This window comes from Clostridium sp. AF20-7, from assembly GCF_003479275.1.
GTDB lineage: Bacteria > Bacillota > Clostridia > Lachnospirales > Lachnospiraceae > Otoolea > Otoolea fessa.
On the sequence record NZ_QUGF01000005.1, the window covers coordinates 116414 to 139617 of the forward strand.

A 23204-nucleotide genomic window follows, 5' to 3' on the forward strand; every position below is an offset into this window, starting at 1 on the left:
TATTATAATCACATCTAACTGCTGAAAGACTCCAGATAGTGAAACACATCCGTCATTGTGTCGAACCAGACTCCTTCCAGCAGTTTTTCCTGTTCTTCCACGGAAAATTCTGAGAGCGGCATATGGGTCTGGAAACAGACTTCTCCGCTTGTTCCGTCAAAGATAAGCAGCATCCCATCCTCCGCCGTCAGACAATAACCGGATTGTTTCTCCGCCACTTCCGGTTCCGGGTTCAGAACCGCATTATTCTCCGGCATCCGCTCTGACTCATACACGCGCCCCGGTACCGGTTCCGCCCGCCGTGGACGGTACCACCAGAGCCCTGCCGCCAGAAGCAGAAGCATTGCAAAACAAAAAAGCGCCGCAAACAGTATTCCCTGATATTTTCTCATAATAAGGATACCTCCTGTTGTGTATCCTTATTATTCACTTTTTTCTAAATTTTAATCATAGCTAAATTTCTAACCCTACATCAGATGCAGCTTCCGGCAGATGCGTGTGAGTTTCCGTCCCATCGGCATCGAATACATCTCATCTTCCTCGATACAGTGCAGCTTGATAAGAAGCACGCCATATACCGCGACCGCCACAAGCACCGCCAGCAGCGTTCCCAGCACATTGCTGTGGATCACCAGCGTAACCCCACGGTACACGCCATATGCCGCCGCGCCCATAAATGCTGCGCTGATCGCCGGCAGCAGGAAGGTCTTGACCATCTCCTGGCGGTAACCAAGTGTGTTGCGGATCGCGATCGCATTTAAAATGCACATAAAGAGCGCAAATAAAATACTTGCAAATACCATACTGTAGATACCCATATTGAAGATTATCAGCATAATATACAGCGCAATCACGTGTAATGCCAATGAAATCAGGGCGTTCCGCACCGGAACATTCATCCGGTTCAGTCCCTGTAAGATTGCATTGGTAACCGTCGAAAGCGACAGGAAGATAACGGCTGAAGCGCCAATCATCATCATACGGATCGCTTCCGCATTGTTGCCGCCCCGGAATAACAGGTTATTGACCGGCGCTGAAAGTACCGTCAGCCCCACCGCCGACGGAATCGCAATCAGCATAGCAAACCGGATCGCAAGGGCTGTCTTCTCAATCGCCGCCTTTCGATCCTTACGCGCTATTGCACCGGACAGCGAAGGAATCAGCGACGAGGACAGTGAGTTCGCCATCGCAAGTGGGACGTGTACCAGCAGCATATATTTGTTGTTGTAGATACCCCAGAGGGCTAAAAACTCTTTGCCGCGTCCCAGCGACTCCATGCCGTGCGCCATGATACCGTTGTCAATAACCGAGTTAATATTGTAAACACCCGAGCTTACGATAACCGGAATAACGGTAAAGAAGAAGATTCTCGAAATCTGACGGTAGGAATCCACACTACCGCTCCGATCCTTGGCAATCCGCCGTTTTGCCGTCGGACGGTAGAGTAAAAACAATACCAGCACAAATAACAGGGCTGCAAACGCGCCGCTTCCTGTGCCGATCGTACCGCCTGCCGCGCCAAATGCCTGTGCATATCCATCTTTTCCATATACTTTCGCTGTATCCAGTCCCACCTTGAAAAGGACGCTGGCGGCCACCACACTGATAATCGCGTTGACCACCTGCTCCAGGATCTGGGAGATCGCCGTAGGAATCATCGTTCCATGTCCCTGGAAATAACCGCGCAGTACGCCCAGATACGCCATGATCCAGATCGTTGGCGCAAGTGTGCGGAGTGCATACACGCAGAACGGCGTGTTAAACAAGGTCGTTGCAAAAAAGCCTGCAAAATTCCAGGTAATAAAGCATGCCAGACCACCTACGACCGTCGCATAGACAAGCGCCGCCCGCAGAACACGGTTCATATTGCGGTACTGCCCTTTCGCAAGGCGGGCCGCTACCATCTTCGACACCGCCAGAGGCAGACTGTACGATGAAAGGATCAGCATGATATTATATACGTTGAATGCCGTCGAATAATATCCCATGCCCTCATCGCCGATGATATTCGTCATCGGAACGCGGTACAGAATACCGATCAGACGCACAATGATACCGGCAACTGCCAGGATCGTACCCTGAATGACAAAATTTTCTTTCCTCACCGGAACCGCTTCCGGCTTCCGGCTGCTTCCTGACCGGTTACGGCTTCTGCCCGCACTTTCCCGGCTGCCTCCGGCTGCTTCTTCTCTACGTCCTGCCGTGCGCTGCCGGCTGATTATCTCTCTTTCTGTCTCTTCCCGCATTCCGGGTTTTCTTCTACTCCGTCTGTTCTCCATAGAATTCCGCCTTATCCATACGGTCATTCGGAAGGATGCAGACCCAGGTCTTGCCCGGATTCAGCTTGATTTCCTGACCGTCCATATCGTAATACTTTGTGACGCCGTAAGCGCCGTCTTTTTCCCAACGAATCAGAATGCCGTGTCCATTTGTAAAATAATACCCCGTCGCCGGTGTATGGACATCAATATCCAGATATTCCGTCGGTTTATAATATTTCCACAAACAGTATTGGAAAATAATATTTTTAACCGCTATCTGTCCTTCATCTCCCATATGCGGACCGCCATACTGATACCGGTAGTACAGCCCGTCCTCCGGGTGATACTCAAACCAGGGATTGCTTAACTGATAACCTGGCACTACTTTGACCGCTGCGATACCATCCTCAAAGCACACCGGCGCACTCTCCGGCGCAAAAGTATAATGCCCCTCATAGCTCTCCGGATACGCATCCGCATAACCGCTCGCCTCGATCGCCTGGCGCAGCTTTGGTCCCGATGCATAGGCATTGTGCGGGGTCTTCCGATCCTTGGTCCGGAAATACGCAGATACCCCATTACCTTTGATTCCGTCTAAATGTTCCATCTGCTCCAGATACGGAAGTGCAAACGTATTCTGCCCATAATGTGCATAGACTGCCTCAAATTCCCTTGCAAAAAAAGTATAGTATGGGCGGCAGCTCCGGACGGAACCGATCCGGTCCAGATCGTCATAGTCCTCTATCAGTGCCATATATCGGTTCATGCTGCCTTCCACCGGTGCCTCATAGACCACTCCGGCATGGTTGATGCCATACTGCGGAAGCGCCGCCTTGTCATTGCTCATCATGATTGCAAGCGGACGGCGGTTCGCCTTTGCGACATCGGTCCATTCCCCGGTCAGATAACTCTGTATCTTCCCGTCTTTTTCGCAGCGTTCCTCCGACTCTGCTTCCGGCTGCGTTTCGACCTCCGTCTCTGTATTTAAGGACAGCTCGCGTGTCTCCTCCTGTGTCTCTGCTGCCGTTACCGATATTTCTTTGTGAGCGGAACAGCCTGACAGCCAGCAGACTGCCATCAGAGTCAGTGCCAGTGCCCTTATTTTCCAACTGTTTTTTTTCATTCCGCACTTCCCCCATCACATCCCCATATGCCTCATTTCCCGAATGGGCTCTTCCCTTTCCCTCCGGTTCTTTTCTCTGCTTTTAGCGCGTATATCCTTTGCCAGCCAGGATTTCCTCCTGTTTTTTCTCCATCACAAGGCGTTCGTCATCTTCCATATGATCGTAACCGCACAGGTGCAGCATACTGTGTGCCACCAGGAACGCCAGTTCGCGCTCCTTAGAATGACCGTATTTCTCCGCCTGCTCGTCTACCTTATCGATCGAGATCACGATATCGCCCAGAAGAAGTTCGCCCGTCTCCGGGTTAAAATAGTCCTCTGACTGCTCTTCCAACCGTTCAAAATCGGACGGCACATCGTAATCACCCATTGGAAAAGAGAGGACGTCGGTTGCCCGGTCGATTCCTCGGAATTCCTTATTAATACGATGAATCTCCTCATCATTTGTCAGGACTACATTGACCTCCGCCTCATACGGGCATTTTTCATAATCGAGCGCCGCAACCACGATCTCCTCGATGATCGGACGGTAATCTATCTCCCACTCCCGCTCTGCTTCATATTCGATCTGGATTGTCATCTGTTCTTTCTTCCTCCATCTTTCCGGTCACGCGTCCCGGAACTATTTCTCCGGAAACCGCGGGACGCATCCGCATCTTTTTTCTCATACGCATCGTATGCCTCTACGATCTTCTGTACCAGCGGATGGCGGACTACATCGCTGCTGGTCAGATAGCAGAAACCAATATCGTCAATTTTCTTGAGTACATGAATCGCCGTATCCAGTCCGGACGCAGCTCCGGCAGGCAGATCCTTTTGCGACTGGTCGCCCGTCACGATCACCTTGGAACCAAAGCCGATACGTGTCAGGAACATCTTCATCTGTGCCGGGGTCGTATTCTGCGCCTCATCGAGAATGATGAACGCATTATCCAGGGTACGACCACGCATGTACGCAAGCGGCGCCACCTCAATCAAGCCCTTCTCAGAATTGTGCAGGTAACTTTCTGCCCCCATAATCTGATACAGCGCATCGTAAAGCGGACGCAGGTACGGATCGATCTTGCTCTGCAGATCGCCCGGCAGAAAACCCAGTTTTTCCCCCGCCTCGATCGCCGGACGCGTCAGGATGATCCGGCTTACCTCGCCACTCTTAAATGCCTGTATCGCCATCGACATCGCCAGATACGTTTTTCCGGTACCCGCCGGACCGATGCCAAATACAATCATCTTCTTGCGGATCAGGTCCACGTACTGTTTCTGTCCCATCGTCTTCGGTTTGACCGGCTTGCCCGTGATCGTCCGGCAGATGATATCCTTATCGATCTCGAGAATCTGATCGTCCTTCTCCGTGAAGGACAGCGACAGGGCGTAATCAACATTCTGCTCGGTAACGGTATTGCCGCGCTTGGAAAGCTCTAACAGATTGTTGAACACACTCTTCGCCTGCCGGATCGTCTGCTCCGGACCGATGATTTTCAGCGCGCCGTCGCGTGTGATCATCGTCACGTGCAGCGTCCGCTCAATCTTTTTCAGATACGCGTCAAACTGTCCGCATACATTCCGCTCATGTTCCATCGGAATATCAATCATTGTCTCTATTATGCTCATTCCTTTGCTGTTCTCCTTGTGTCACAACTTGAATCGGCTCCTCCGTCTGAAGCCGTACCTCAAAATGGCAGACTCCGCCATTTATTAGTATTCTACCATCACTTGCCATAATATGTACACCTTTTTCGATCAATTTTTCTTCCGTCTCCTTTTGAAATGCCGCTGACAGCGCCGCAAGCTCTGGTTCTGTATACCTTTTTTCGCAGACAGACGTCTCCCGGTACTCACTCCACCCGACAGAAAGCGGCAGATAAAAATCAAGCGGGAGCCGCAATTTCCGGTACTCCGTCCGGATCGTCCAGGCAGGTTTCATCCGCCTGCTTCGTCTGAAAAAGCCCCACTGCTCCGCCATATCGAATGTATGTTCTATCATATCATAAAATTCTGGAATTTTCCAGTAAAATGTGTGTGTTCCTGCTTCCAAAGCAATTCCGTATCGTTTCTTTCCCGTTTCCGTCCGCATTTCCCTCCAGAGCGGAAGCTCCTTTCTCCCGACCCGCTCCCGGATCCCATATATATCCGCATCCGCCCGCACCCGGTAAGAGGAAATTTCTTCGCCTCCATCATCTGTGATCGGCACCGTTCCCGACACCAGAAGCTGCCCCTTTTCCACCGTATCTCCCGCCTGCACAAGCGGGATTCCGCTCCGGACGACTACCGACGTGATCCGCGCGTCGGATGCCGCCGCCAGATCGCACGCCTCGCCGGACTCCACTTCCTGACGGACCGGAACCTCGCTCTCCCGCAGGCGGATGAAAAGGCGCGTCCCATGCAGGCGCACCGACACCCAGGTGATATCTTCAAATGACTCCCGCAGTTCTTCCTCCAGCCTCGCACAGGAAATCCGCTTCTTGGGAATTCCCTCTTCAATCTGCAGCGTCTGGAGGTAATGATTCAGCTCACTTTCGGTATAACGCCGGTTTCCGCTCCAGTCGATCTCCCAGATAAATTGTGCCAGAAACAATAATAACAGAAAAAAAAGGACGAAGCTGACCGCCCACCCTTTCCGTTTCCGGTTCCGCCAGAGAAACACCGGCAGCCCACGCTTTTCAACGATATGCAGACGGACTCCCGCTTTTCTTGCCAGTGGCGCACACCGCTTAAAATCGCGGATTTCCATATAAAACAGCAGATTTTCCTGCTCTTTTTTTACCTGCCAGACATTTAAACCTGCCAGCGTACAGAGATTCAGGAATCTCTCCGGGGAGGTGCCGCGCATGTTAAGCCGCACTATCCCATGTAGAAGGTGTCTTACCTTCGCCATACTCATTCCTCACAGCACCCCAAATTCGACAGACACAATCTGCCCCGTGACCCGCAGATTATCGCGGTCATAATACTCAATCGAAAGCCCCTTCCCCTTGATAGTAAGCCGGGTGTTCTTTCCCGTCAGCCGCAGCATTTCGTCGGAAAAAAAGAGAATGCTCCTGTAATTTTCCACCACAGCCGCCCGACTGCCGGTAAAATACAGAAGCATCTCTCCGAGAACGACGTCCTCCGGCAGATGGAGCGCCGAAACGATCGCTTTTTTCTGTCTGCCAAACAAGCGCCTACCGCCTATTTCATTGTTATTATCTAATATATGTAGGAAAGCAGAAACTATGCCGTTTACCGTTTTCCCGTCAAACCCACTATCATTTCCAGCAGCCGCGGCACACAGTAAATCAACGGCAATGCATACCGCAGGGAAACCACCGGTCCCAGCAGAAGCGTTCCCCAGCAGCCGAGCAGAAGCATCATCGGAAGGATTTCATACGCCCGGCGCTTCCAAACTGCAAATCCTGCCGCAAACAGCATCAGCCAGAACGGAAATGCCTGGTTTAGAAGCACCGACAGCATCGGAACCGACTGGAATGCCGGTGTCAGCGTTGCCTCCCTCAGCCAGTCCGAAAGCGCCTGAAAATGGCTGTTCCGCGTGATATGCAGGATATTTAAATCATCTTCCAGGTACGCCCCGTCGTATAAAATATAGCTGATCCAGTACTGATTGTCTCCTATATACCAGTACCCCCAGTTTCCCATCAGAAATGAATCCAGATAGATATCCGGATGTCGCTTCCCGATTTCCGCCCAGGTCCGCACGAAACGCCCCATATCTGCCTGCATCACTTCCGTATGGAACCCACTTTTCACCGGATCCGCATTGACACGGACATACTCACTGAGCGCCTGCGGATCAATCAGCGTCTCGATATATTTCTTTTCCTCCGGTGCCAATTCCTCCGGGACTTCATGATATATGCGCGCCAGCTGCTGCATTGGCACGCACAGCATCTCCCTCGCATCGCCCTTTCCCACACCGAACGCCGTTGGAATCGGACCGGATAAAACATACCATAAAGCTGCCACCAGCAGAGCTGCCCCGATAAACCGGTTTCTGCGATACACTTTTTTTCGTAGAAACAGGCAGACTGCCAAGACAAAAAACAGGAATACATAGATTCCCTGATTCCGGAACAGGCACATGAAAAGCACACTCACAAAAAAGAGCAGCCAATCACCCGTCTTTCCCACTTCTTTCCGAGAACCTGTTCCGTTCGGATTTTTCTCTTTATCCAGCTCTCTTTCTTTATCCAAATCCTCTTTCTTCTGGCACATTCCCCGCCAAAAATGCTCCGGATCCTCCGCCAGGCAACATGCCGTATCAAATGCCAGCAGGAAAAATGCACCAAAGAGCACATCCTTCGTCGTGACAAAGGAAAAGACCGTCAGATACGGATTCAGGATCCAGAACGTCCATGAAGCAACGCAGAGCCATCGCGGTGCCCGCCGCGCTTTCATCCGGCACAGACACAGGGAAAATACCGCACTCATAAAAAACGACTGCGACAGCGCATACAGCGCCATCCCTGCCTGATAGGTATGGAACAGACGCCCCGCAATCTTCATGCAGAGTCCCAGATATAGCGTGTGAATTAATGGATGGTGGGTTGTCAGCGGCAGTTTTCCATAAAACTGAAGGAGCTGCGCGGACGCATCGTAAGAATAAATGCCCGGATAAACCGCCAGAAAAACCGGAAGATAGACGCACCAGGAGAGAAACATCCATTTCAGCCATGTCCCCAAATCCAAATTTTTCGCTGCGCGCTGTTTCGATTCCCGTCCCTGGCTTTCCACATCGCGGCTGCTTCCCTGGTCTTCGCAGTCTTTCTCCCTCCGTGCTTGCGTCCGTTTCTGGTAACTGTTCACAGGCAGGAATTTTCCGAACTGAAAATCCCGTATCTCAGGCCAGCCACGCCCCAAAGCATCCAGTCCCACACAAATCGCCCAGACCATCACCGTCATACACACCACCCAGCCCGCCAACTGTCCCAAAAACTGACCCGCCGTCCGGTAAATCAGCTCATTGCGGCTGTAACGGATTCCCAGAAGAATCATTAGCCCCATCAAAATACCCAGCACAAGGCTGACTGCTGCCAGGCGCCGATCCGCAATATATTGTTTCAATCCCTTTCCCCGTCTCTCATTTTCCTGCTTCTCTCTCATGCCCCTCACTCCATCATCCGCCACATCGCATTTCTTCTCTTTCTCCTATTGCACAAAAAAGTCCTGGTTCATATGAAAACCAGGACTTTTGCGTTACTTAATTGTATTTGCGTTTTCTAGCAGCTTCGGATTTCTTTTTACGACGAACGCTCGGTTTCTCGTAATGCTCTCTTTTCCGAATCTCCTGCTGGATACCAGCCTTAGCACAGTTTCTTTTGAATCTGCGTAAAGCGCTGTCCAGACTCTCGTTATCTTTAACGATTACATTTGACATAGCTCACACCTAACCTCCCTCCAGTTGTGTAATAAGTGCATATTAATACAACTGTATGGGTATTTTTTTAGCACTAAAAAGATTATATCATAAAAAAATGATACGTCAACAACATTTTACATTTTTTTATGATTTTTTTATTTTACTTGCTCTGCTACTACTTCTGCCGCTTTTTCAAGGGCTGCTGCAATACCAGACGGATTCTTTCCGCCAGCCTGTGCCATGTTCGGACGACCACCACCGCCGCCGCCGACAAGACCTGCGATTGCTTTGATTAAGTTTCCAGCATGTGCACCCTTCTTCATCGCACCGTCAGTTACAGAAGCCATCAGGCTTACCTTGCCATCCAGAGTAGATGCAATCAGAACAACGCCGTCGCCCAGCTTCTCTTTCAGCTGATCGCCCAGATTACGCAGACCGTTCATGTCTACATCCTTAACCTCAACTGCCAGCAGCTTCACGCCGTTTACATCCTGTACCTGGTTCATAACATCGCCCAGAGAGTCGTTCGCCAGCTTACTTTTTAACTTCTCGTTCTCTGCGTGCAGAGTCTTGATCTCCTCTAACATGGACTCAATCTTGCTGCTCAGTGCCGCCGGAGTGGTCTTTGCCAGTTTCGCCGCCTCATGCAGCTCATTCTCTACCTCTTTGTAGTGGTTCATCAAACCGGTGGAGGTCAGCGCCTCGATACGGCGGACGCCTGCTGCAATGCCAGCCTCAGAGAGAATCTTGAAGGATGCAATTGTGCCTGTGTTGGATACGTGCGTACCGCCGCAAAGCTCGGTGGAGAAATCCCCCATCTTGACAACACGGACTTTCTCGCCGTACTTCTCGCCAAACAGTGCCATCGCGCCCGTCTTCTTTGCCTCATCCAAGGACATAACATCGGTTACAACCGGCAGGGATGCTGCAATCTCATCATTTACAATCTTTTCAACCTTCTCTATCTCCTCTGGAGTCATCGCAGAGAAATGAGTAAAGTCGAAACGCAGACGGTCACGGGTTACCAGGGAACCAGCCTGCTCTACATGGCTACCAAGTACGGTACGCAGCGCTTTATGAAGCAGATGAGTTGCGGAATGGTTGCGGGAAGTCAGTTCACGGTTTTCCTTGTCAACCGACATGGTTACTTTTTCTCCCACCTCGAACATACCCTTTACTACAACACCGACATGACCGATCTTGCCACCCTGTAAATGAATGGTATCTTTTACTTCAAACACAGAGCCGTCCGGAGCGGTAATCTGACCGAAGTCACCCTCCTGACCACCCATGGTTCCGTAGAACGGGGTTTCCTTGGTGATAATTGTACCAGTCTGACCGTCAGTCAGTGCCTCTACAATCTCATCCTCGGTCGTCAGAACGGAAATCTCGGATTCCGCTGTCAGACGATCATAGCCAATAAACTCAGTTGTAATAGACGGATCGATGGACTGGTATACCGTAACATCCGCGCCCATATAGTTGGTCGTCTTTCTCGCCGCTCTCGCCTGTTCTTTCTGGCGTTTCATCGCTGCGTTGAAACCGTCCTCATCGATACCGAGACTCTTCTCCTCGAGAATCTCACGGGTTAAATCGATCGGGAATCCATACGTATCGTAGAGCTTGAATGCGTTGTCGCCGGACAGCACTTTCTCGCCCTTCTTGTTCATATCTTCTTCCATATCAGCAAGGATCGCAAGACCCTGATCAATGGTCCTGTTGAACTTATCCTCTTCCTCAGAAAGAACCTTGAAAATCATCGCGCTCTTCTCTTCCAGTTCCGGATAACCATCCTTGGAAAGGTCGATAACGGTGCGGGACAGAGCTGCTAAGAACTCACCCTCGATGCCAAGTTTTTTGCCATGGCGTGCTGCACGGCGCAGAAGGCGGCGCAGAACATATCCGCGTCCCTCGTTGGATGGCATAATGCCATCGGAAATCATGAAGGTGCAGGACTTGATATGATCCGCTACAATACGCAGAGAAATATCGGTCTCATGATCTTTCTGATATTCGGTATGTGCCAGCTCGCAGACACGGTCTAACAGAGCTTTGTTGGTATCAACCGTAAACAGGGAATCTACATCCTGTACGATCACTGCCAGACGCTCCAGACCCATTCCGGTATCAATGTTCTTGTGCTCCAGCTCGGTGTAGTTGCCGTGACCGTCGTTGTTAAACTGGGAGAATACATTGTTCCATACCTCCATGTAACGGTCACACTCGCAGCCTACAGTACATCCCGGTTTGCCGCAGCCGTATTTCTCACCACGGTCATAGTAGATCTCAGAACACGGACCGCACGGACCAGCGCCATGCTCCCAGAAGTTATCCTCTCTGCCAAAGCGGAAAATACGCTCTGCCGGAATACCCATCTCTTTGTTCCAGATATCAAATGCCTCGTCATCGCTCTCGAACACAGACGGATAGAGGCGATCCGGATCAAGTCCGACAACCTCGGTTAAAAATTCCCAGGACCAGTGAATCGCTTCCTCTTTGAAATAATCACCGAAGGAGAAGTTGCCAAGCATCTCAAAAAAGGTACCATGACGGGCAGTCTTACCGATATTCTCGATATCGCCGGTACGAATACATTTCTGACAGGTACATACTCTTGTTCTCGGCGGAATCTCCTGACCCGTAAAATATGGCTTTAACGGAGCCATACCAGAGTTGATAAGCAGAAGGCTGTTATCATTATGCGGAACCAGAGAGAAACTCTTCATTGCCAGATGTCCCTTGCTCTCAAAAAAGTCTAAGAACATCTTTCTAAGTTCGTTCACACCGTATTTTTTCACGTTGCTTCCTCCTATAGTTACTTCTATTTAAGTAAAATTTTCCTCATTCTTTATATCCTATCATAGGAATTTACATTTCGCAAGAGGTTTATCGGTACAAAAAGTGTACAAAAAGTGTGTAAAAATGGGACCCTTACCGCAATTCTATATGCCGCAAAAGTCCCATTTTCTAATTTTTTCACTACTCTGCCGGAAGATACGATTCATACAAATCCAAAAGCTCATACGCCCGATCCCGCGTCGAATTTGCCAGCGACGCCGTGTACTCGACATTTTCCATCGTGCCGCCCTTGTAGCGCTCCGCCGCCTGTTTCGCCGCCGTATCACGTTCCCGGATCCATCTGCGTTCCCGACCACGCAGCGTGTCTGTCTCCTCGTCTGGAAGCACCGCCATGATTGCCTGATAAATCTGATTTAATTCGGCATCCCAGAGCCGGTACTCATACGCGACCGCCTCCCGCATCGCGTCGGTCGTATTCGCACTTCCCGAATTTTCCAGGTTTTGAATCGTATTCTCGATCTCGCCCAGCCGGTTCCGGTAATCTTCCGCTGTCCGGTCCGAGCCTGCACCTGTCCCGGAGGACGCGCCTCCCGCAGGAGATACAATTCCATTTTCAACCGGGGACACAACCGCCCCTGTATTCACAGAATGATCCGACTCATCGCCCGCGCTCTGCTTCTCTGCCGCCTTAGCAGCCGCCCGATTATCTGCACGTTTTTCCTTTTGTTCACCTAAAGACTGGACAGAAACATCTCCTTCCGCCTGCATACAGGCTCTATCTTCTGTCCCCACGCTTTCCACATGCGCCATTTTTTTAGAAGATGGCTCCGGCGCATCCTCCGCCAGACCATTTTCCGCTGCTTCCGCCGCAAATGGTTCCGCCTCATACATCGCCTCCGGTCCGACCGTCAGGCTTCTCTCACTTCCCGCCTGCTCCCGGATATAACGCCGCGTTGCCGCCGTCGTCACAATCCCCAGCACCAGAATCAGACCGAGGGCAGCGATCATTCCTTTATTTTTCAAATTACTCTCAACCGCCTTTGCTATTCCTGTTCACTTGATAATTTTAAAATAGCACATTTAAGACGGTTTGAAAATAGATGATCGAAAGATGTAAACATATCGTAAGGGTTGTTATAGTAACTGCTCACATGTAGGAATTTTCTGAACTGAAAATTCCGTACAATACAGTTCCGGATGCAGATTTTGCCGATTTGGAATGCGAAGCATCGGCAAAATCCTGTTACTGGGCACACATGTGTGAACAATAACGAGCTATACCCCCGGATCCACCATCAGCTCGTCCCCATCCGCCGCCGAAGTAGCCAAAAAGTCACATCTCTCATTCTCCGGATGCCCATTATGCCCCTTCACCCAGAAAAACGAAATCTGATGGGGTTCCTTGGCAGCGAGCAGGCGCTTCCATAGATCTACATTCTTAACCTCCTCATTTTTGCCGCGTTTCCAGCCCTTTTTGATCCAACCCTCGATCCAGTGCTGGTTAAAAGCGTTGACGAGATACTGGGAATCTGAATAGAGTTCGATCTCGCAGGGGCGGTTGAGCGCCTCGAGACCGGCGATAGCTGCCATCAGCTCCATACGGTTGTTCGTAGTTCGTTTGTAGCCGCCGGAAATCTCTTTCGTGTGCAGTTTTCCTGCCGGATCTACATAGTGAATGACGGTTCCAAATCCGCCCGGACCATCTGGATTGCCGCGGGCGGCGCCGTCTGTGTATATAGTTACTTTCAAGTCAGAAATCTCCTTTATGTCTATTATTGAAGCTTAGCGGTCCCACTTATCGCAGAGCGAGTTGATCTGGTCGGCAAAACGTGCCAAATCTTTGTTCGCCCCGCCCTCGTTATGCATAACAACACGGCGCAGGCGGTCGCAGGCTGCCAGCAGGCGGGCAAATACACCAGCCGCTTTCTTCGTTGCTTCGTTCACTGCCGGTTTCTGAATCGGAATACCCTTCGTAACAGTCACGAAGCATCCCTCTTTCAGGTCGTAGGAACTGCCGGAGAACGGAGCCATCGCATTGATGCCGTAAGTCTCCTTGACCGTCTCTGCAAATGCATCGCACACTGTGTCATCGCCGTGTACCACGAAGACCTGGGACGGTTTTTCCATAAAACTGCCAACCCACTCCAAAAGCCCGGTCTCGTCCGCATGGCCGCTGATGCCCTCGATCTTCTCGATCCGTGCTTTGACCTCGATCGACTCACCGAACAGCTTCACTTCCTCGCGTCCCTCAATAATGCTGCGTCCCAGTGTGCCGACTGCCTGATAGCCAGCAAACAAAATCGTACACTCCGGTCTCCAGAGGTTGTGTTTCAGATGATGGCGGATACGGCCCGCATCACACATGCCGGCTGCCGAGATGATAACCTTCGGTTCCTCGTTGAAGTTGATTGCAACGGAATCGCTGCTGGTGATCGAGAGATGCAGACCCGGGAAAGAAATCGGATTGATGCCCTTTTTTACCAGCTCCTTCGTCTCCTCATTGTAGCAATCCATCATATTGTCCTTGAACACGCCGGTCGCTTCCACCGCCATCGGGCTGTCTAAGTAAACCGGAAATACGCCGTGCCCGGTTACAAGGTTTTTCTCCTTGATAATACGGATGTAATTCAACACTTCCTGCGTTCTGCCGACCGCAAATGCCGGGATCACGACATTGCCGCCCTTATCCAGCGTCTCCTGAATCACGCGGGCAAATTCTTCCACGTGATCGCCTGTATTCTTGTGGAACCGACCGCCGTAAGTGCTCTCCATGACAACATAATCCGCCTGACGGATGTACTGCGGGCTGCGGATGAGCGGCTTGTTTTTGTTACCGATATCACCTGAAAATACAATCTTCTTGGAACAATCGTCTTCCTTCATCCAGATCTCGATCGAAGCCGAACCAAGCAGATGTCCCACATCGACAAACCGAATCTCCAGATTGTCATTCAGACGGATAATCTCATTGTAATTGCAGGGGACAAAGTGATGCAGTACCCCTTCTGCATCGTTCATCGTGTAAATCGGCGTCACCTCCGGTTTTCCGGCACGCATGGCCTTCCGGTTTTTCCACTCCGCTTCTGACTCCTGGATATGGGCGCAGTCTTTCAGCATGATATCACACAGATCGCAGGTCGCGCGCGTCGCCATAATCTGTCCGCGGAATCCCCTCGCATAGATAAGCGGAAGCAATCCCACATGATCAATATGGGCGTGCGTCACCAGCACATAGTCCACATCCGAATACGGAATCGGAAGTTCTGCATTTTCATACTTGTTGATCCCCTGTTCCATACCGCAGTCAATCAGAATATTCAGTCCGCTTGCCTCCAGAAAATGACAGCTGCCTGTAACCTCATGATCCGCACCGATAAATGTAAGCCTCATAAAATCAGCCCCCTGTTCTGTCGTTTATGTTTCCGCATACCCCTTGCAGAAAATGTTTTTGCTATTAGCTTCATTATAACTGATTTCTGACAATTTTGCAATTTCCCCGATAAAGTTTCGATAAAATTTTCATAAAATCACCTTATCTGTCCCACATTCCCATTCCAGACAACGCACCATTTTCCCAACAAGAGCCAGACCTATTCTATTATATAATAATACAGATCATCCCCCCATTGCTGTCATTGATGATTTTCTGCAGCGTATCCTGCAGCTTCACCTGGCAGTCCTCAGTGAGCTGGGATATCTTCGCCTGAATCCCGTCATCGACGATCTGGGCGATTGATTTTCCAAAAATATTGGTTTCCCAGATGCCTTCCTCACCTTTTCCAGCATTCTCCCGGATGTATCGGATCAAATCCTCTGCCTGCTGTTCATTTCCCACAATCGGCGCGATCTCAGTCTCAATCTGCGCCTTGATGAGATTGATGGACGGCGCCTGCGCTTTCATTTTGACTCCATATTTATTGCCGTGGCGCACCACCTGCGGCTCATCGAGGACGATCTCCCCGCGTTCCGGCGTGACAACCCCATAGCCCTTCTTGCGTGCCTGCGTGAGCGCCACGGATGCCTTTTCATACTCGCTCTGCATCGACGCCAACCGCTTCAAGGTCTGCATCAGCTGGTACTCGCCCTCGATCGGCATTCCCACATACTCGCTGAGGATCTGATAATAATGTCCGTCATCCAGCTCGACCACCGCCTGAACGCTGCCATCATCCATTTTCATTGATACAATCCGGATCCGGCGGATCGCTTCCCCGGTTTCCTCCGGCAGCGCCAACGCCACATCGCGCATATGTACCGTCCGATCCATCATCCCCCGGACTGCCTGTATGACCTCCGATTTAAGCCAATGGCTGTTTGGCAGAATCTCCAGCCATTTCGGAATCGAAAAATCGATCTCCGTGACCGGGAATTCCAGAAGCACCTGCCCCAGAATCTCCCGGATATCCTCGGCGCGCAGCTGCTCACAGTTGACTGGGAGCACCTGCACCTCATATTTTTCGGTCATCCGGGCTGCCAGCGCCCGCGTCTCCTCCGAATATGGTTTCTGCGAGTTTAAAAGCACCAGAAACGGCTTTCCCAGTTTTTTCAGTTCCTGCACGGTCTTCTCTTCCGCCGGAACATAATTCTCCCGTTTCAACTCCCCGAAACTGCCGTCCGCCGTAACCACAAGCCCGATCGTCGAATGATCCGTGATGACCTTGCGCGTTCCCAGCTCGGCTGCCGCTGTAAATGGGATCTCCTCCTCATACCACGGCGTCCGCACCATGCGTTCTTTCTCGTTTTCAATATGACCGGCAGCGCCCTCCACCATGAAACCGACGCAGTCGATCAGGCGGACCCGCACCTCCACACCGTCCCCAAGCGAGAGCTTTGCCGCCTCTTTAGGGATAAATTTCGGTTCCGTTGTCATGATCGTTTTCCCCGCCGAAGACTGGGGAAGTTCATCCCGGGCGCGCTCGCGGGCATGGACATCTTCCAGCCCCGGAAGAACGAGAAGTTCCATAAAGCGCTTAATAAAGGTCGATTTCCCTGTCCGAACCGGACCAACCACCCCAATATAGATCTCGCCGCCGGTTCGCGCCTGGATATCGCTGTATACATTAAAATGATCCATAAAAATACCCCCTTGGTCTGCTGATACAATGTATTCAGACCATAAGGGGGTTATGAATATTCCCATTTGGAAAGCTCCGGCTCACAGAACATTTTTATTCGCTCAGATAAGCCTTCTTCACTCTCTCATTATTCATCAGTTCTTTCGCATCACCGCTCAGAACGATATTGCCCGTCTCAAGCACATATGCTTTGTTGGAAATGGAGAGCGCTTTTTTCGCATTCTGCTCGACCAGAAGAACAGTCACGCCGTCCTTGTTGATTTCCTGGATAATATCGAAAATCTCATTAACATAGAGTGGGGACAGACCCATCGACGGCTCGTCGAGAACGATCAGGCGCGGGTGACTCATGAGGGCGCGTCCCATCGCAAGCATCTGCTGCTCGCCGCCGGACAAAGTTCCGGCAAGCTGGTTCTTGCGCTCTTTCAGACGCGGGAAACGCTTGTAAATCATTTCGATCGTATCTTCAATTTCCTTCTTGTCATTTCTTGTATACGCACCCATTTTCAGGTTCTGGAGAACCGTCAGGGAAGCGAACACACGGCGCCCCTCCGGCACGTGGGCGATTCCCATTGATACCAGCTTATAGCCCGGTACATGGGTAATATCCGTTCCCTCAAATGTGATATTGCCTGCCTTGGACGGCAGCAGACCCGTGATCGTGTGAAGCGTCGTCGTCTTTCCGGCTCCGTTGGCACCGATCAGCGCTACCACATCGCCCTGTTCTACCTCAAAGGAAATTCCCTTGAGTGCCTGTATCACACCATAATATACCTGTAAATCTTTTACTTCCAGCATTGACATACGAAACTTCCCCCTATTCTCCCAGATATGCTTTGATAACTTCTGGATTGCTGAGTACTTCGCTGGTCGGTCCCTCTGCCAGCATATGACCGAAGTTTAAGACCGTCAGGCGCTCGCAGATACCGGAGACCAGCTTCATATCATGCTCAATGAGAAGTACGGTCATATCAAAATGATCGCGCACGAAACGGATCGTCTTCATCAGCTCTGCCGTCTCATTCGGGTTCATGCCGGCTGCCGGCTCGTCAAGAAGCAGAAGCTTCGGCTCGGTCGCCAGCGCTCTGGCGATCTCCAGCTTTCTCTGCTTGCCGTATGGGAGGTTCGATGCCTTATAATCAAACTCTTTGTCGAGGTCAAACACCTTCAAAAGCTCCATCGCGCGCTCATCCATCTCTTTCTCAACCTTGTAATAGGACGGAAGACGCAGAATGCCGCTCAGCGTAGAATATTTATGATGGTTGTGAAGACCAACCTTTACATTGTCAAGCACGCTCAGCTCCTTGAACAGACGGATATTCTGGAAGGTTCTCGCGATGCCTGCCTGATTGATCTGGATTGCCTTGTGACCGGTAATGTCCTTTCCATCCAGCAGAATCCGTCCGCCATCCGGCTTGTACACGCCCGTCAAAAGGTTGAAAATAGTCGTTTTACCAGCGCCGTTCGGTCCGATCAGGCCGTAGAGCTGTCCTTTTTCTATCGTGATGCTGAAATCATCGACCGCTTTCAGACCGCCAAAAGAAATACTTAAATTTTTTACATCCAGCATTGCCATGATTTACGCCTCCCCTTCTGTCTTCTTTTTCCGGAATGATGAAAAGATGCGCTCGCGAACCTCGATCGCCTTTGGGCTGGAGGTCAAAAGCATCATTGCAATCAGGACGACCGCGTAAATCAGCATACGGTAATTATTGAGGCTTCGAAGCATCTCCGGAAGCAGGGTTAAGATAACCGCCGCGATCATGGAACCACGGATATTTCCGATGCCGCCCAGAACCACAAATACAAGGATCATAATGGACATATTATAACCGAAGCTCTTCGGGGTCGCTGCCAGCGTTGCCAGGTTGTGTGCGTACAGAACGCCTGCCACACCGGCTAAGGAAGCAGAGATGGTAAATGCCATCAGTTTGTATTTCGTGATATTGATACCCACGGACTCTGCCGCAATACGGTTATCGCGGATCGCCATGATCGCACGACCTGTCCGGGAATTGATGATATTCAATACAATAAACAGGGTCAGGAGCACCAGGATAATGCCGATCGTAAAGGTCGCCGTCTTCGGTGTACCTGTGATACCCTGCGCCCCCTTAATGATCACCTGACCGTCCGCTGCCAGCTTTAAGGAAGCTACGTCTTTCATGGAAACATGGATGCCGTTTCCGTCGATACCGACGTACAGAACATTGATAATATTTTTAACGATCTCACCGAATGCCAGCGTTACAATCGCCAGATAGTCTCCTTTCAGACGCAGAACCGGAATACCGATGAGGATACCAAATACCGCCGCTACCGCCGCACCGACAAAGAGCGCCAGAATGAAGCGTACCTGATTGCTTGCGATCAGATTTTTCATGGCATGATTAAAAAATGCACCTGAAAACGCACCCGCACACATGAATCCGGCATGACCCAGACTCAGCTCGCCGAGGATACCAACCGTGAGGTTTAAGGAAACCGCCAAAATCGTATAGGTACAAAGTGGAACCAGAATACCCTTTAAAAGACTGTTTACATGGCCGCCTGCCATCATAATCTGAATCAGAATGTAACAGCCGATTACAATCGCATACGTGATCGCATTCTGAATCCGAATTTTATTTTTATATGCGTTCATTTTAAACACCTGCACTTTCTCTTGCTTATTGCAGTTCATGCACCATCTTGTTTTCACACGGCACTTTCCGTTTCAAAAGTCCCCGGCATGAACCATCGTATAATTTTCTCTATTATACTTTCTCCGTCATCTTCTTGCCGAGAATACCGGTCGGGCGGACCAGAAGCACGATAATCAGGACAGAGAATACGATCGCGTCAGAAAGCTGGGAGGAAATATACGCCTTGGCAAGGTTTTCAATGATACCAAGCAGGATGCCGCCGATAAATGCGCCCGGGATCGAACCGATACCGCCAAATACCGCTGCCACGAATGCCTTGATGCCCGGCATGGAACCGGTGTACGGAGACAGGGACGGGTACGCCGAGCAGAGCAGCACGCCTGCTACTGCCGCCAGAGCGGAACCAATCGCAAAGGTTACGGAGATCGTGCGGTTTACATTGATACCCATCAAGGTTGCCGCACCGCGATCCTCAGAAACCGCCAGCATCGCCTGTCCCATTTTCGTCTTATTGATAAATGCCATCAGGGCAGCCATAATCACGATACAGCTTAAAATCGTCACGATCGTGACACTGGAGATCGAAAGCTTGCCGCCAGCCAGCTTTAATGCCGGTACAGTAATAACTGATGTAAACTGTCTCGCATTGGAACCAAAAATCAGAAGCGCCACGTTCTGGAGCAGATAACTGACACCGATCGCGGTGATCAGAACTGCCAGCGGGGACGCGTCACGCAACGGTCTGTATGCAACTCGCTCGATGGTAACGCCCAGCACTGTACACACAACCACCGAAGCCAGAATACCCACAACCGGAGAACCGCCCATCGTTGTGACAATCGTAAACACTGTGAAACCGCCTACCATGATGATATCGCCGTGTGCGAAGTTCAGCATACGCGCGATGCCATAAACCATGGTGTAGCCCAGTGCAATGATCGCATAGACACTTCCCAGACTGATGCCATTGATTAAATAAGAAAGAAAACTCATATGTATACACCTACCTCTTTGTTTCTACGTTTTCGCATTTCCCTGTACACGCATTTCGCTGCACATGTTTACCTGTGACCGAATTTAGCAGAACAAACATGACCGTCTCGCAGTCCGCAGAAAGCAAACACCCAGTCGTCGTCGCAGGCAAGCATGTGCAGTGAACCGTTTTAAAAAGAAAGCTGTTACTAAATGCCCGGCAGCCATCTGTGCCGCCGGACATCCAGTAACAGTCCCATCAGAGCTACATACATATAGCCGCAACGGTTCTGAAGTTTTTAAATTTTTAATTACTGCATCATCTCATATTTGCCGTCTTTGATCTCTACAGCTTTCGGCGCTTTCTGCGGCTCGCCTTCTGCCGTCCAGTGCATCTCTGTACCGGTCAGACCATCGATCTGGATCTCAGTCATAGCTGTTTTCAGTGCATCGCAGATATCGGAAGTGCTCATATCCGGTGTGATCTCTGCCTTCTCTGCAGCTGCCTTAATTGCATATACGCCGTCGTAAGCATCTGCTGCGAACTGAAGCGGGTCGATGCCGTAAGCATCACGATAAGCAGTTACGAAGTCCTGGCTGGACTCCTCGTCTACGGAGAACGGAGTCAGAAGCATCAGACCTTCTGCTAAGGACTTATCAAAGCCATCAACGCTCAGGATACCGTCCATACCATCACAGCCGAAGAACTGCGGATGGAAATCTTTATCGTTTGCCTGTTTCAGGATAACAGATGCCTCCTGATAGTAGATCGGCAGGAATACCAGATCAGCGCCGGACTCTTTTGCTTTATCAAGCTGTACGGAGAAATCGGTATTGTTATCAGATGTAAATGCCTCGCTGGCTACTACCTCCAGACCCTGATTCGGGGCCTCTGCTACGAAGGACTCGCGGATACCATCGGAGTACTCGCTGGAGCTGTCGTAGATGATAGCGATCTTGGTTGCCAGTTTGTGCTCGCCGATGTACTGAGCGGATGCACGTCCCTGATCCGGGTCAGAATAGCATACGCGGAATGCGTTGTCGCCGGAAATACTCTCAACAGCAGATCCGGACGGAGTCAGCTGGAACAGGTTATCTGCTGTTGTCTCTGCTACAACTGCGATACACGGCTTGGAAGTAACGGTGCCAAGAAGCATCTGCATGTTCCAGTCTTTTAAGGTATTATATGCGTTGATCGCCTTCTCCGGATCATTCTCATCATCCTGGAAGTTGAACGCTACCTGGTAACCATTGATACCGCCAGCCTCGTTGATCTCATTGATTGCCAGCTCAGTACCATTCTTTACAGCCTCGCCGTAAGCGCCAGCCGCGCCGGTGATCGGTCCGATGCCGCCGATTTTAAATACTTCGCCGTCAGCTCCCTCTGCGCCCTGTGCATCTTCTGCTGCTGATTCAGAAGTGCCCGCATTTCCAGAACCGCCGCAAGCGGTCATAGACATCGCCATCATAGCTGCAAGCCCAAGACTAACTACTCTTTTTTTCATAATATTCTCCTCCAATTCTATGCTGCACTGGAATACAACAACTATTTGAATGAGGCAATTATAAATTTTACCCCTCTAATTGTCAATACAAAAACCACTTAAAAAAGAGGGAATTTAGCGGATTTTCGTTTTTTTTCGCTAAATTCTCTCTTTTCCAGATCTCGTAGTTATATTAAGTATTCTTACAGGTTATAGCAAACACTTTTATAAGCTTTTGTCCACCTGACGTGGACACCTGCATTTTCCAGAAAAACATAGTAGATCTCATTGCTATTATTCTGAATTATATCACTCAAATTCAGAATAATGACTGCCGTCTGAATTATCCCTTCCATGGAAGATCGCTCGATTCAATCCGCGGATCACGCATCATCAGATCCGCCAGCGCCTCTTTCGGAGATTTCCCGTCAAACAACACCTGGTTGACCTGGGAAACAATCGGCATATCGCAGCCGTATTTCTGTGCCAGCAGAAGGCCGGCTTTCGCAGAATAAACGCCCTCGACAACCATCTGCACTTCCTTCATCGCCTCATCCATCGTGTATCCCTTTCCAATCAGGATACCCGCCCGGCGGTTGCGGCTGTGCATGCTCGCACAGGTTACGATCAAATCACCGATGCCGGATAATCCGTAGAAGGTCTGCTGTTTTCCGCCCATTGCAATACCCAGACGGGAAATCTCCGCAATTCCGCGGGTGATCAGCGCCGCCTTTGTGTTATCGCCGCATCCCAACCCATCCGCGGTACCGGCTGCCAGCGCAATGACATTTTTAAGAGCCGCGCCAATTTCCACGCCCAGCATATCCGGGCTGGTGTAAACACGGAACACCGGGCTCATAAACACACTCTGCATGAACTCGGCAGTCTTTTTGCGGTGCGCCGCTGCCACACAGGTGGTCGGCAATCCCCGGCTCACCTCCTCGGCATGGCTCGGTCCGGAAAGGACGGCTACCTCCGCCAGCGGAAGTTCCTCCTCGATGACCTGTGACATCGTCATAAGACTCTGCTCCTCGATTCCTTTCGCCACATCCACAACGATCTGACCGTAACGCAGGTATTCCTTCATCTTCGCCGCCGTACTGCGGACATAGACGGACGGAACCGCCATAATCAGCATATCCTTCTCCGCCATCGCGGTGCGCAGATCCGCTGTCATCTGGATCGGATCCGGAAGTACAACCTCCGGCAGATTTTTGTGCCGTCTGGTGCGGCTCATTTCCTGGATCTCTGTATCAAATGCCGACCAGATTGTCACATCGTGTCCATTATTGTTCAGAAGCACCGCCAGGGCTGTGCCCCAGGTTCCGGCTCCGATAATTCCTACTGCTGCCATCCTGATACCTCCCGACCTGCTTTTCTCTCTTCTTCTCTCTACAGGTCAATGTTTTTTGGAATTTTTTATACATTCCCGTTACTTATGACGTTACTGTTCACGCATACGTGCCCAGTAACGGAATTTGCCGTGGCTCGC

At 50.7% G+C, this 23204-nt stretch carries 20 protein-coding genes; all 20 read right to left on the minus strand.

Annotated features, from left to right (window positions below; genetic code table 11):
• Positions 1-14 precede the first annotated feature (14 nt).
• Positions 15-392: a hypothetical protein gene (locus DWX68_RS06425; protein ID WP_106999838.1), complete on the minus strand. Its 378-nt coding sequence runs from the start codon at positions 390-392 to the stop codon at positions 15-17.
• Positions 393-467: 75 nt separating this feature from the next.
• Positions 468-2279, minus strand: a complete 1812-nt coding sequence (locus DWX68_RS06430) for a polysaccharide biosynthesis protein (protein WP_243027589.1) — start codon at positions 2277-2279, stop codon at positions 468-470.
• Positions 2260-3384 carry a DUF3048 domain-containing protein gene (locus tag DWX68_RS06435; protein ID WP_118628856.1) on the minus strand — a complete coding sequence of 375 codons (1125 nt, stop codon included), beginning with the start codon at positions 3382-3384 and terminating at the stop codon, positions 2260-2262. The genes DWX68_RS06430 and DWX68_RS06435 overlap by 20 nt, the downstream gene beginning before the upstream one ends.
• Before the next feature lie 82 nt (positions 3385-3466).
• A complete protein-coding gene (ybeY, locus tag DWX68_RS06440) occupies positions 3467-3964 on the minus strand; it encodes an rRNA maturation RNase YbeY (protein WP_022359625.1) in 498 nt (165 codons plus the stop codon).
• Positions 3961-4995, minus strand: coding sequence for a PhoH family protein (locus tag DWX68_RS06445; protein WP_243017788.1), 1035 nt, complete (start codon positions 4993-4995; stop codon positions 3961-3963). The genes ybeY and DWX68_RS06445 overlap by 4 nt, the downstream gene beginning before the upstream one ends.
• On the minus strand, positions 4970-6259 hold the full coding sequence (locus DWX68_RS06450) for a sporulation protein YqfD (RefSeq protein ID WP_182432148.1): 1290 nt from the start codon (positions 6257-6259) through the stop codon (positions 4970-4972). Before DWX68_RS06450 ends, DWX68_RS06445 begins: the two co-directional genes overlap by 26 nt.
• Before the next feature lie 9 nt (positions 6260-6268).
• Positions 6269-6541 (minus strand): YabP/YqfC family sporulation protein, encoded by a 273-nt coding sequence (locus DWX68_RS06455; RefSeq protein WP_118293687.1) that lies wholly within the window; start codon positions 6539-6541, stop codon positions 6269-6271.
• A 62-nt stretch (positions 6542-6603) separates the two neighbouring features.
• On the minus strand, positions 6604-8505 hold the full coding sequence (locus tag DWX68_RS06460) for a DUF6020 family protein (RefSeq protein ID WP_182432149.1): 1902 nt from the start codon (positions 8503-8505) through the stop codon (positions 6604-6606).
• Between the two features lie 73 nt (positions 8506-8578).
• Positions 8579-8755: a 30S ribosomal protein S21 gene (gene rpsU / locus DWX68_RS06465; protein WP_003504099.1), complete on the minus strand. Its 177-nt coding sequence runs from the start codon at positions 8753-8755 to the stop codon at positions 8579-8581.
• A 137-nt stretch (positions 8756-8892) separates the two neighbouring features.
• On the minus strand, positions 8893-11502 hold the full coding sequence (gene alaS, locus DWX68_RS06470) for an alanine--tRNA ligase (RefSeq protein WP_243027612.1): 2610 nt from the start codon (positions 11500-11502) through the stop codon (positions 8893-8895).
• 214 nt (positions 11503-11716) lie between these two features.
• Positions 11717-12559, minus strand: coding sequence for a lysozyme inhibitor LprI family protein (locus tag DWX68_RS06475; protein WP_118628860.1), 843 nt, complete (start codon positions 12557-12559; stop codon positions 11717-11719).
• A gap of 252 nt (positions 12560-12811) precedes the next feature.
• Positions 12812-13285: a ribonuclease HI gene (gene rnhA, locus DWX68_RS06480; RefSeq protein ID WP_022359619.1), complete on the minus strand. Its 474-nt coding sequence runs from the start codon at positions 13283-13285 to the stop codon at positions 12812-12814.
• Between the two features lie 33 nt (positions 13286-13318).
• Positions 13319-14926: an MBL fold metallo-hydrolase gene (locus tag DWX68_RS06485; protein WP_106999831.1), complete on the minus strand. Its 1608-nt coding sequence runs from the start codon at positions 14924-14926 to the stop codon at positions 13319-13321.
• Between the two features lie 208 nt (positions 14927-15134).
• Positions 15135-16610, minus strand: coding sequence for a stage IV sporulation protein A (spoIVA, locus tag DWX68_RS06490; protein WP_106999830.1), 1476 nt, complete (start codon positions 16608-16610; stop codon positions 15135-15137).
• Positions 16611-16704: 94 nt separating this feature from the next.
• Complete coding sequence (locus DWX68_RS06495) at positions 16705-17415, minus strand: ABC transporter ATP-binding protein (RefSeq protein WP_022359704.1); 711 nt, start codon at positions 17413-17415, stop codon at positions 16705-16707.
• Positions 17416-17428: 13 nt separating this feature from the next.
• Positions 17429-18187: an ABC transporter ATP-binding protein gene (locus tag DWX68_RS06500; protein ID WP_022359705.1), complete on the minus strand. Its 759-nt coding sequence runs from the start codon at positions 18185-18187 to the stop codon at positions 17429-17431.
• 3 nt (positions 18188-18190) lie between these two features.
• A complete protein-coding gene (locus tag DWX68_RS06505; protein WP_118293682.1) occupies positions 18191-19255 on the minus strand; it encodes a branched-chain amino acid ABC transporter permease in 1065 nt (354 codons plus the stop codon).
• A 112-nt stretch (positions 19256-19367) separates the two neighbouring features.
• Positions 19368-20249, minus strand: a complete 882-nt coding sequence (locus DWX68_RS06510) for a branched-chain amino acid ABC transporter permease (protein WP_117795313.1) — start codon at positions 20247-20249, stop codon at positions 19368-19370.
• 290 nt (positions 20250-20539) lie between these two features.
• Complete coding sequence (locus DWX68_RS06515; RefSeq protein ID WP_118628861.1) at positions 20540-21733, minus strand: ABC transporter substrate-binding protein; 1194 nt, start codon at positions 21731-21733, stop codon at positions 20540-20542.
• A gap of 322 nt (positions 21734-22055) precedes the next feature.
• Positions 22056-23066, minus strand: coding sequence for an NAD(P)H-dependent glycerol-3-phosphate dehydrogenase (locus DWX68_RS06520; protein WP_118293681.1), 1011 nt, complete (start codon positions 23064-23066; stop codon positions 22056-22058).
• Between the last annotated feature and the right edge of the window lie 138 nt (positions 23067-23204).

Excerpts from the sequence above, each read along its gene's own strand:
- DWX68_RS06425 (WP_106999838.1), bottom strand. The coding sequence starts at position 392 with ATGAGAAAATATCAGGGAATACTGTTTGCGGCGCTTTTTTGTTTTGCA.
- DWX68_RS06430 (WP_243027589.1), bottom strand. The coding sequence starts at position 2,279 with ATGGAGAACAGACGGAGTAGAAGAAAACCCGGAATGCGGGAAGAGACA.
- DWX68_RS06435 (WP_118628856.1), bottom strand. The coding sequence starts at position 3,384 with ATGAAAAAAAACAGTTGGAAAATAAGGGCACTGGCACTGACTCTGATG.
- ybeY (WP_022359625.1), bottom strand. The coding sequence starts at position 3,964 with ATGACAATCCAGATCGAATATGAAGCAGAGCGGGAGTGGGAGATAGAT.
- DWX68_RS06445 (WP_243017788.1), bottom strand. The coding sequence starts at position 4,995 with ATGAGCATAATAGAGACAATGATTGATATTCCGATGGAACATGAGCGG.
- DWX68_RS06450 (WP_182432148.1), bottom strand. The coding sequence starts at position 6,259 with ATGGCGAAGGTAAGACACCTTCTACATGGGATAGTGCGGCTTAACATG.
- rpsU (WP_003504099.1), bottom strand. The coding sequence starts at position 8,755 with ATGTCAAATGTAATCGTTAAAGATAACGAGAGTCTGGACAGCGCTTTA.
- alaS (WP_243027612.1), bottom strand. The coding sequence starts at position 11,502 with ATGTTCTTAGACTTTTTTGAGAGCAAGGGACATCTGGCAATGAAGAGT.
- DWX68_RS06485 (WP_106999831.1), bottom strand. The coding sequence starts at position 14,926 with ATGAGGCTTACATTTATCGGTGCGGATCATGAGGTTACAGGCAGCTGT.
- spoIVA (WP_106999830.1), bottom strand. The coding sequence starts at position 16,610 with ATGGATCATTTTAATGTATACAGCGATATCCAGGCGCGAACCGGCGGC.
- DWX68_RS06495 (WP_022359704.1), bottom strand. The coding sequence starts at position 17,415 with ATGTCAATGCTGGAAGTAAAAGATTTACAGGTATATTATGGTGTGATA.
- DWX68_RS06500 (WP_022359705.1), bottom strand. The coding sequence starts at position 18,187 with ATGGCAATGCTGGATGTAAAAAATTTAAGTATTTCTTTTGGCGGTCTG.
- DWX68_RS06505 (WP_118293682.1), bottom strand. The coding sequence starts at position 19,255 with ATGAACGCATATAAAAATAAAATTCGGATTCAGAATGCGATCACGTAT.
- DWX68_RS06510 (WP_117795313.1), bottom strand. The coding sequence starts at position 20,249 with ATGAGTTTTCTTTCTTATTTAATCAATGGCATCAGTCTGGGAAGTGTC.
- DWX68_RS06515 (WP_118628861.1), bottom strand. The coding sequence starts at position 21,733 with ATGAAAAAAAGAGTAGTTAGTCTTGGGCTTGCAGCTATGATGGCGATG.
- DWX68_RS06520 (WP_118293681.1), bottom strand. The coding sequence starts at position 23,066 with ATGGCAGCAGTAGGAATTATCGGAGCCGGAACCTGGGGCACAGCCCTG.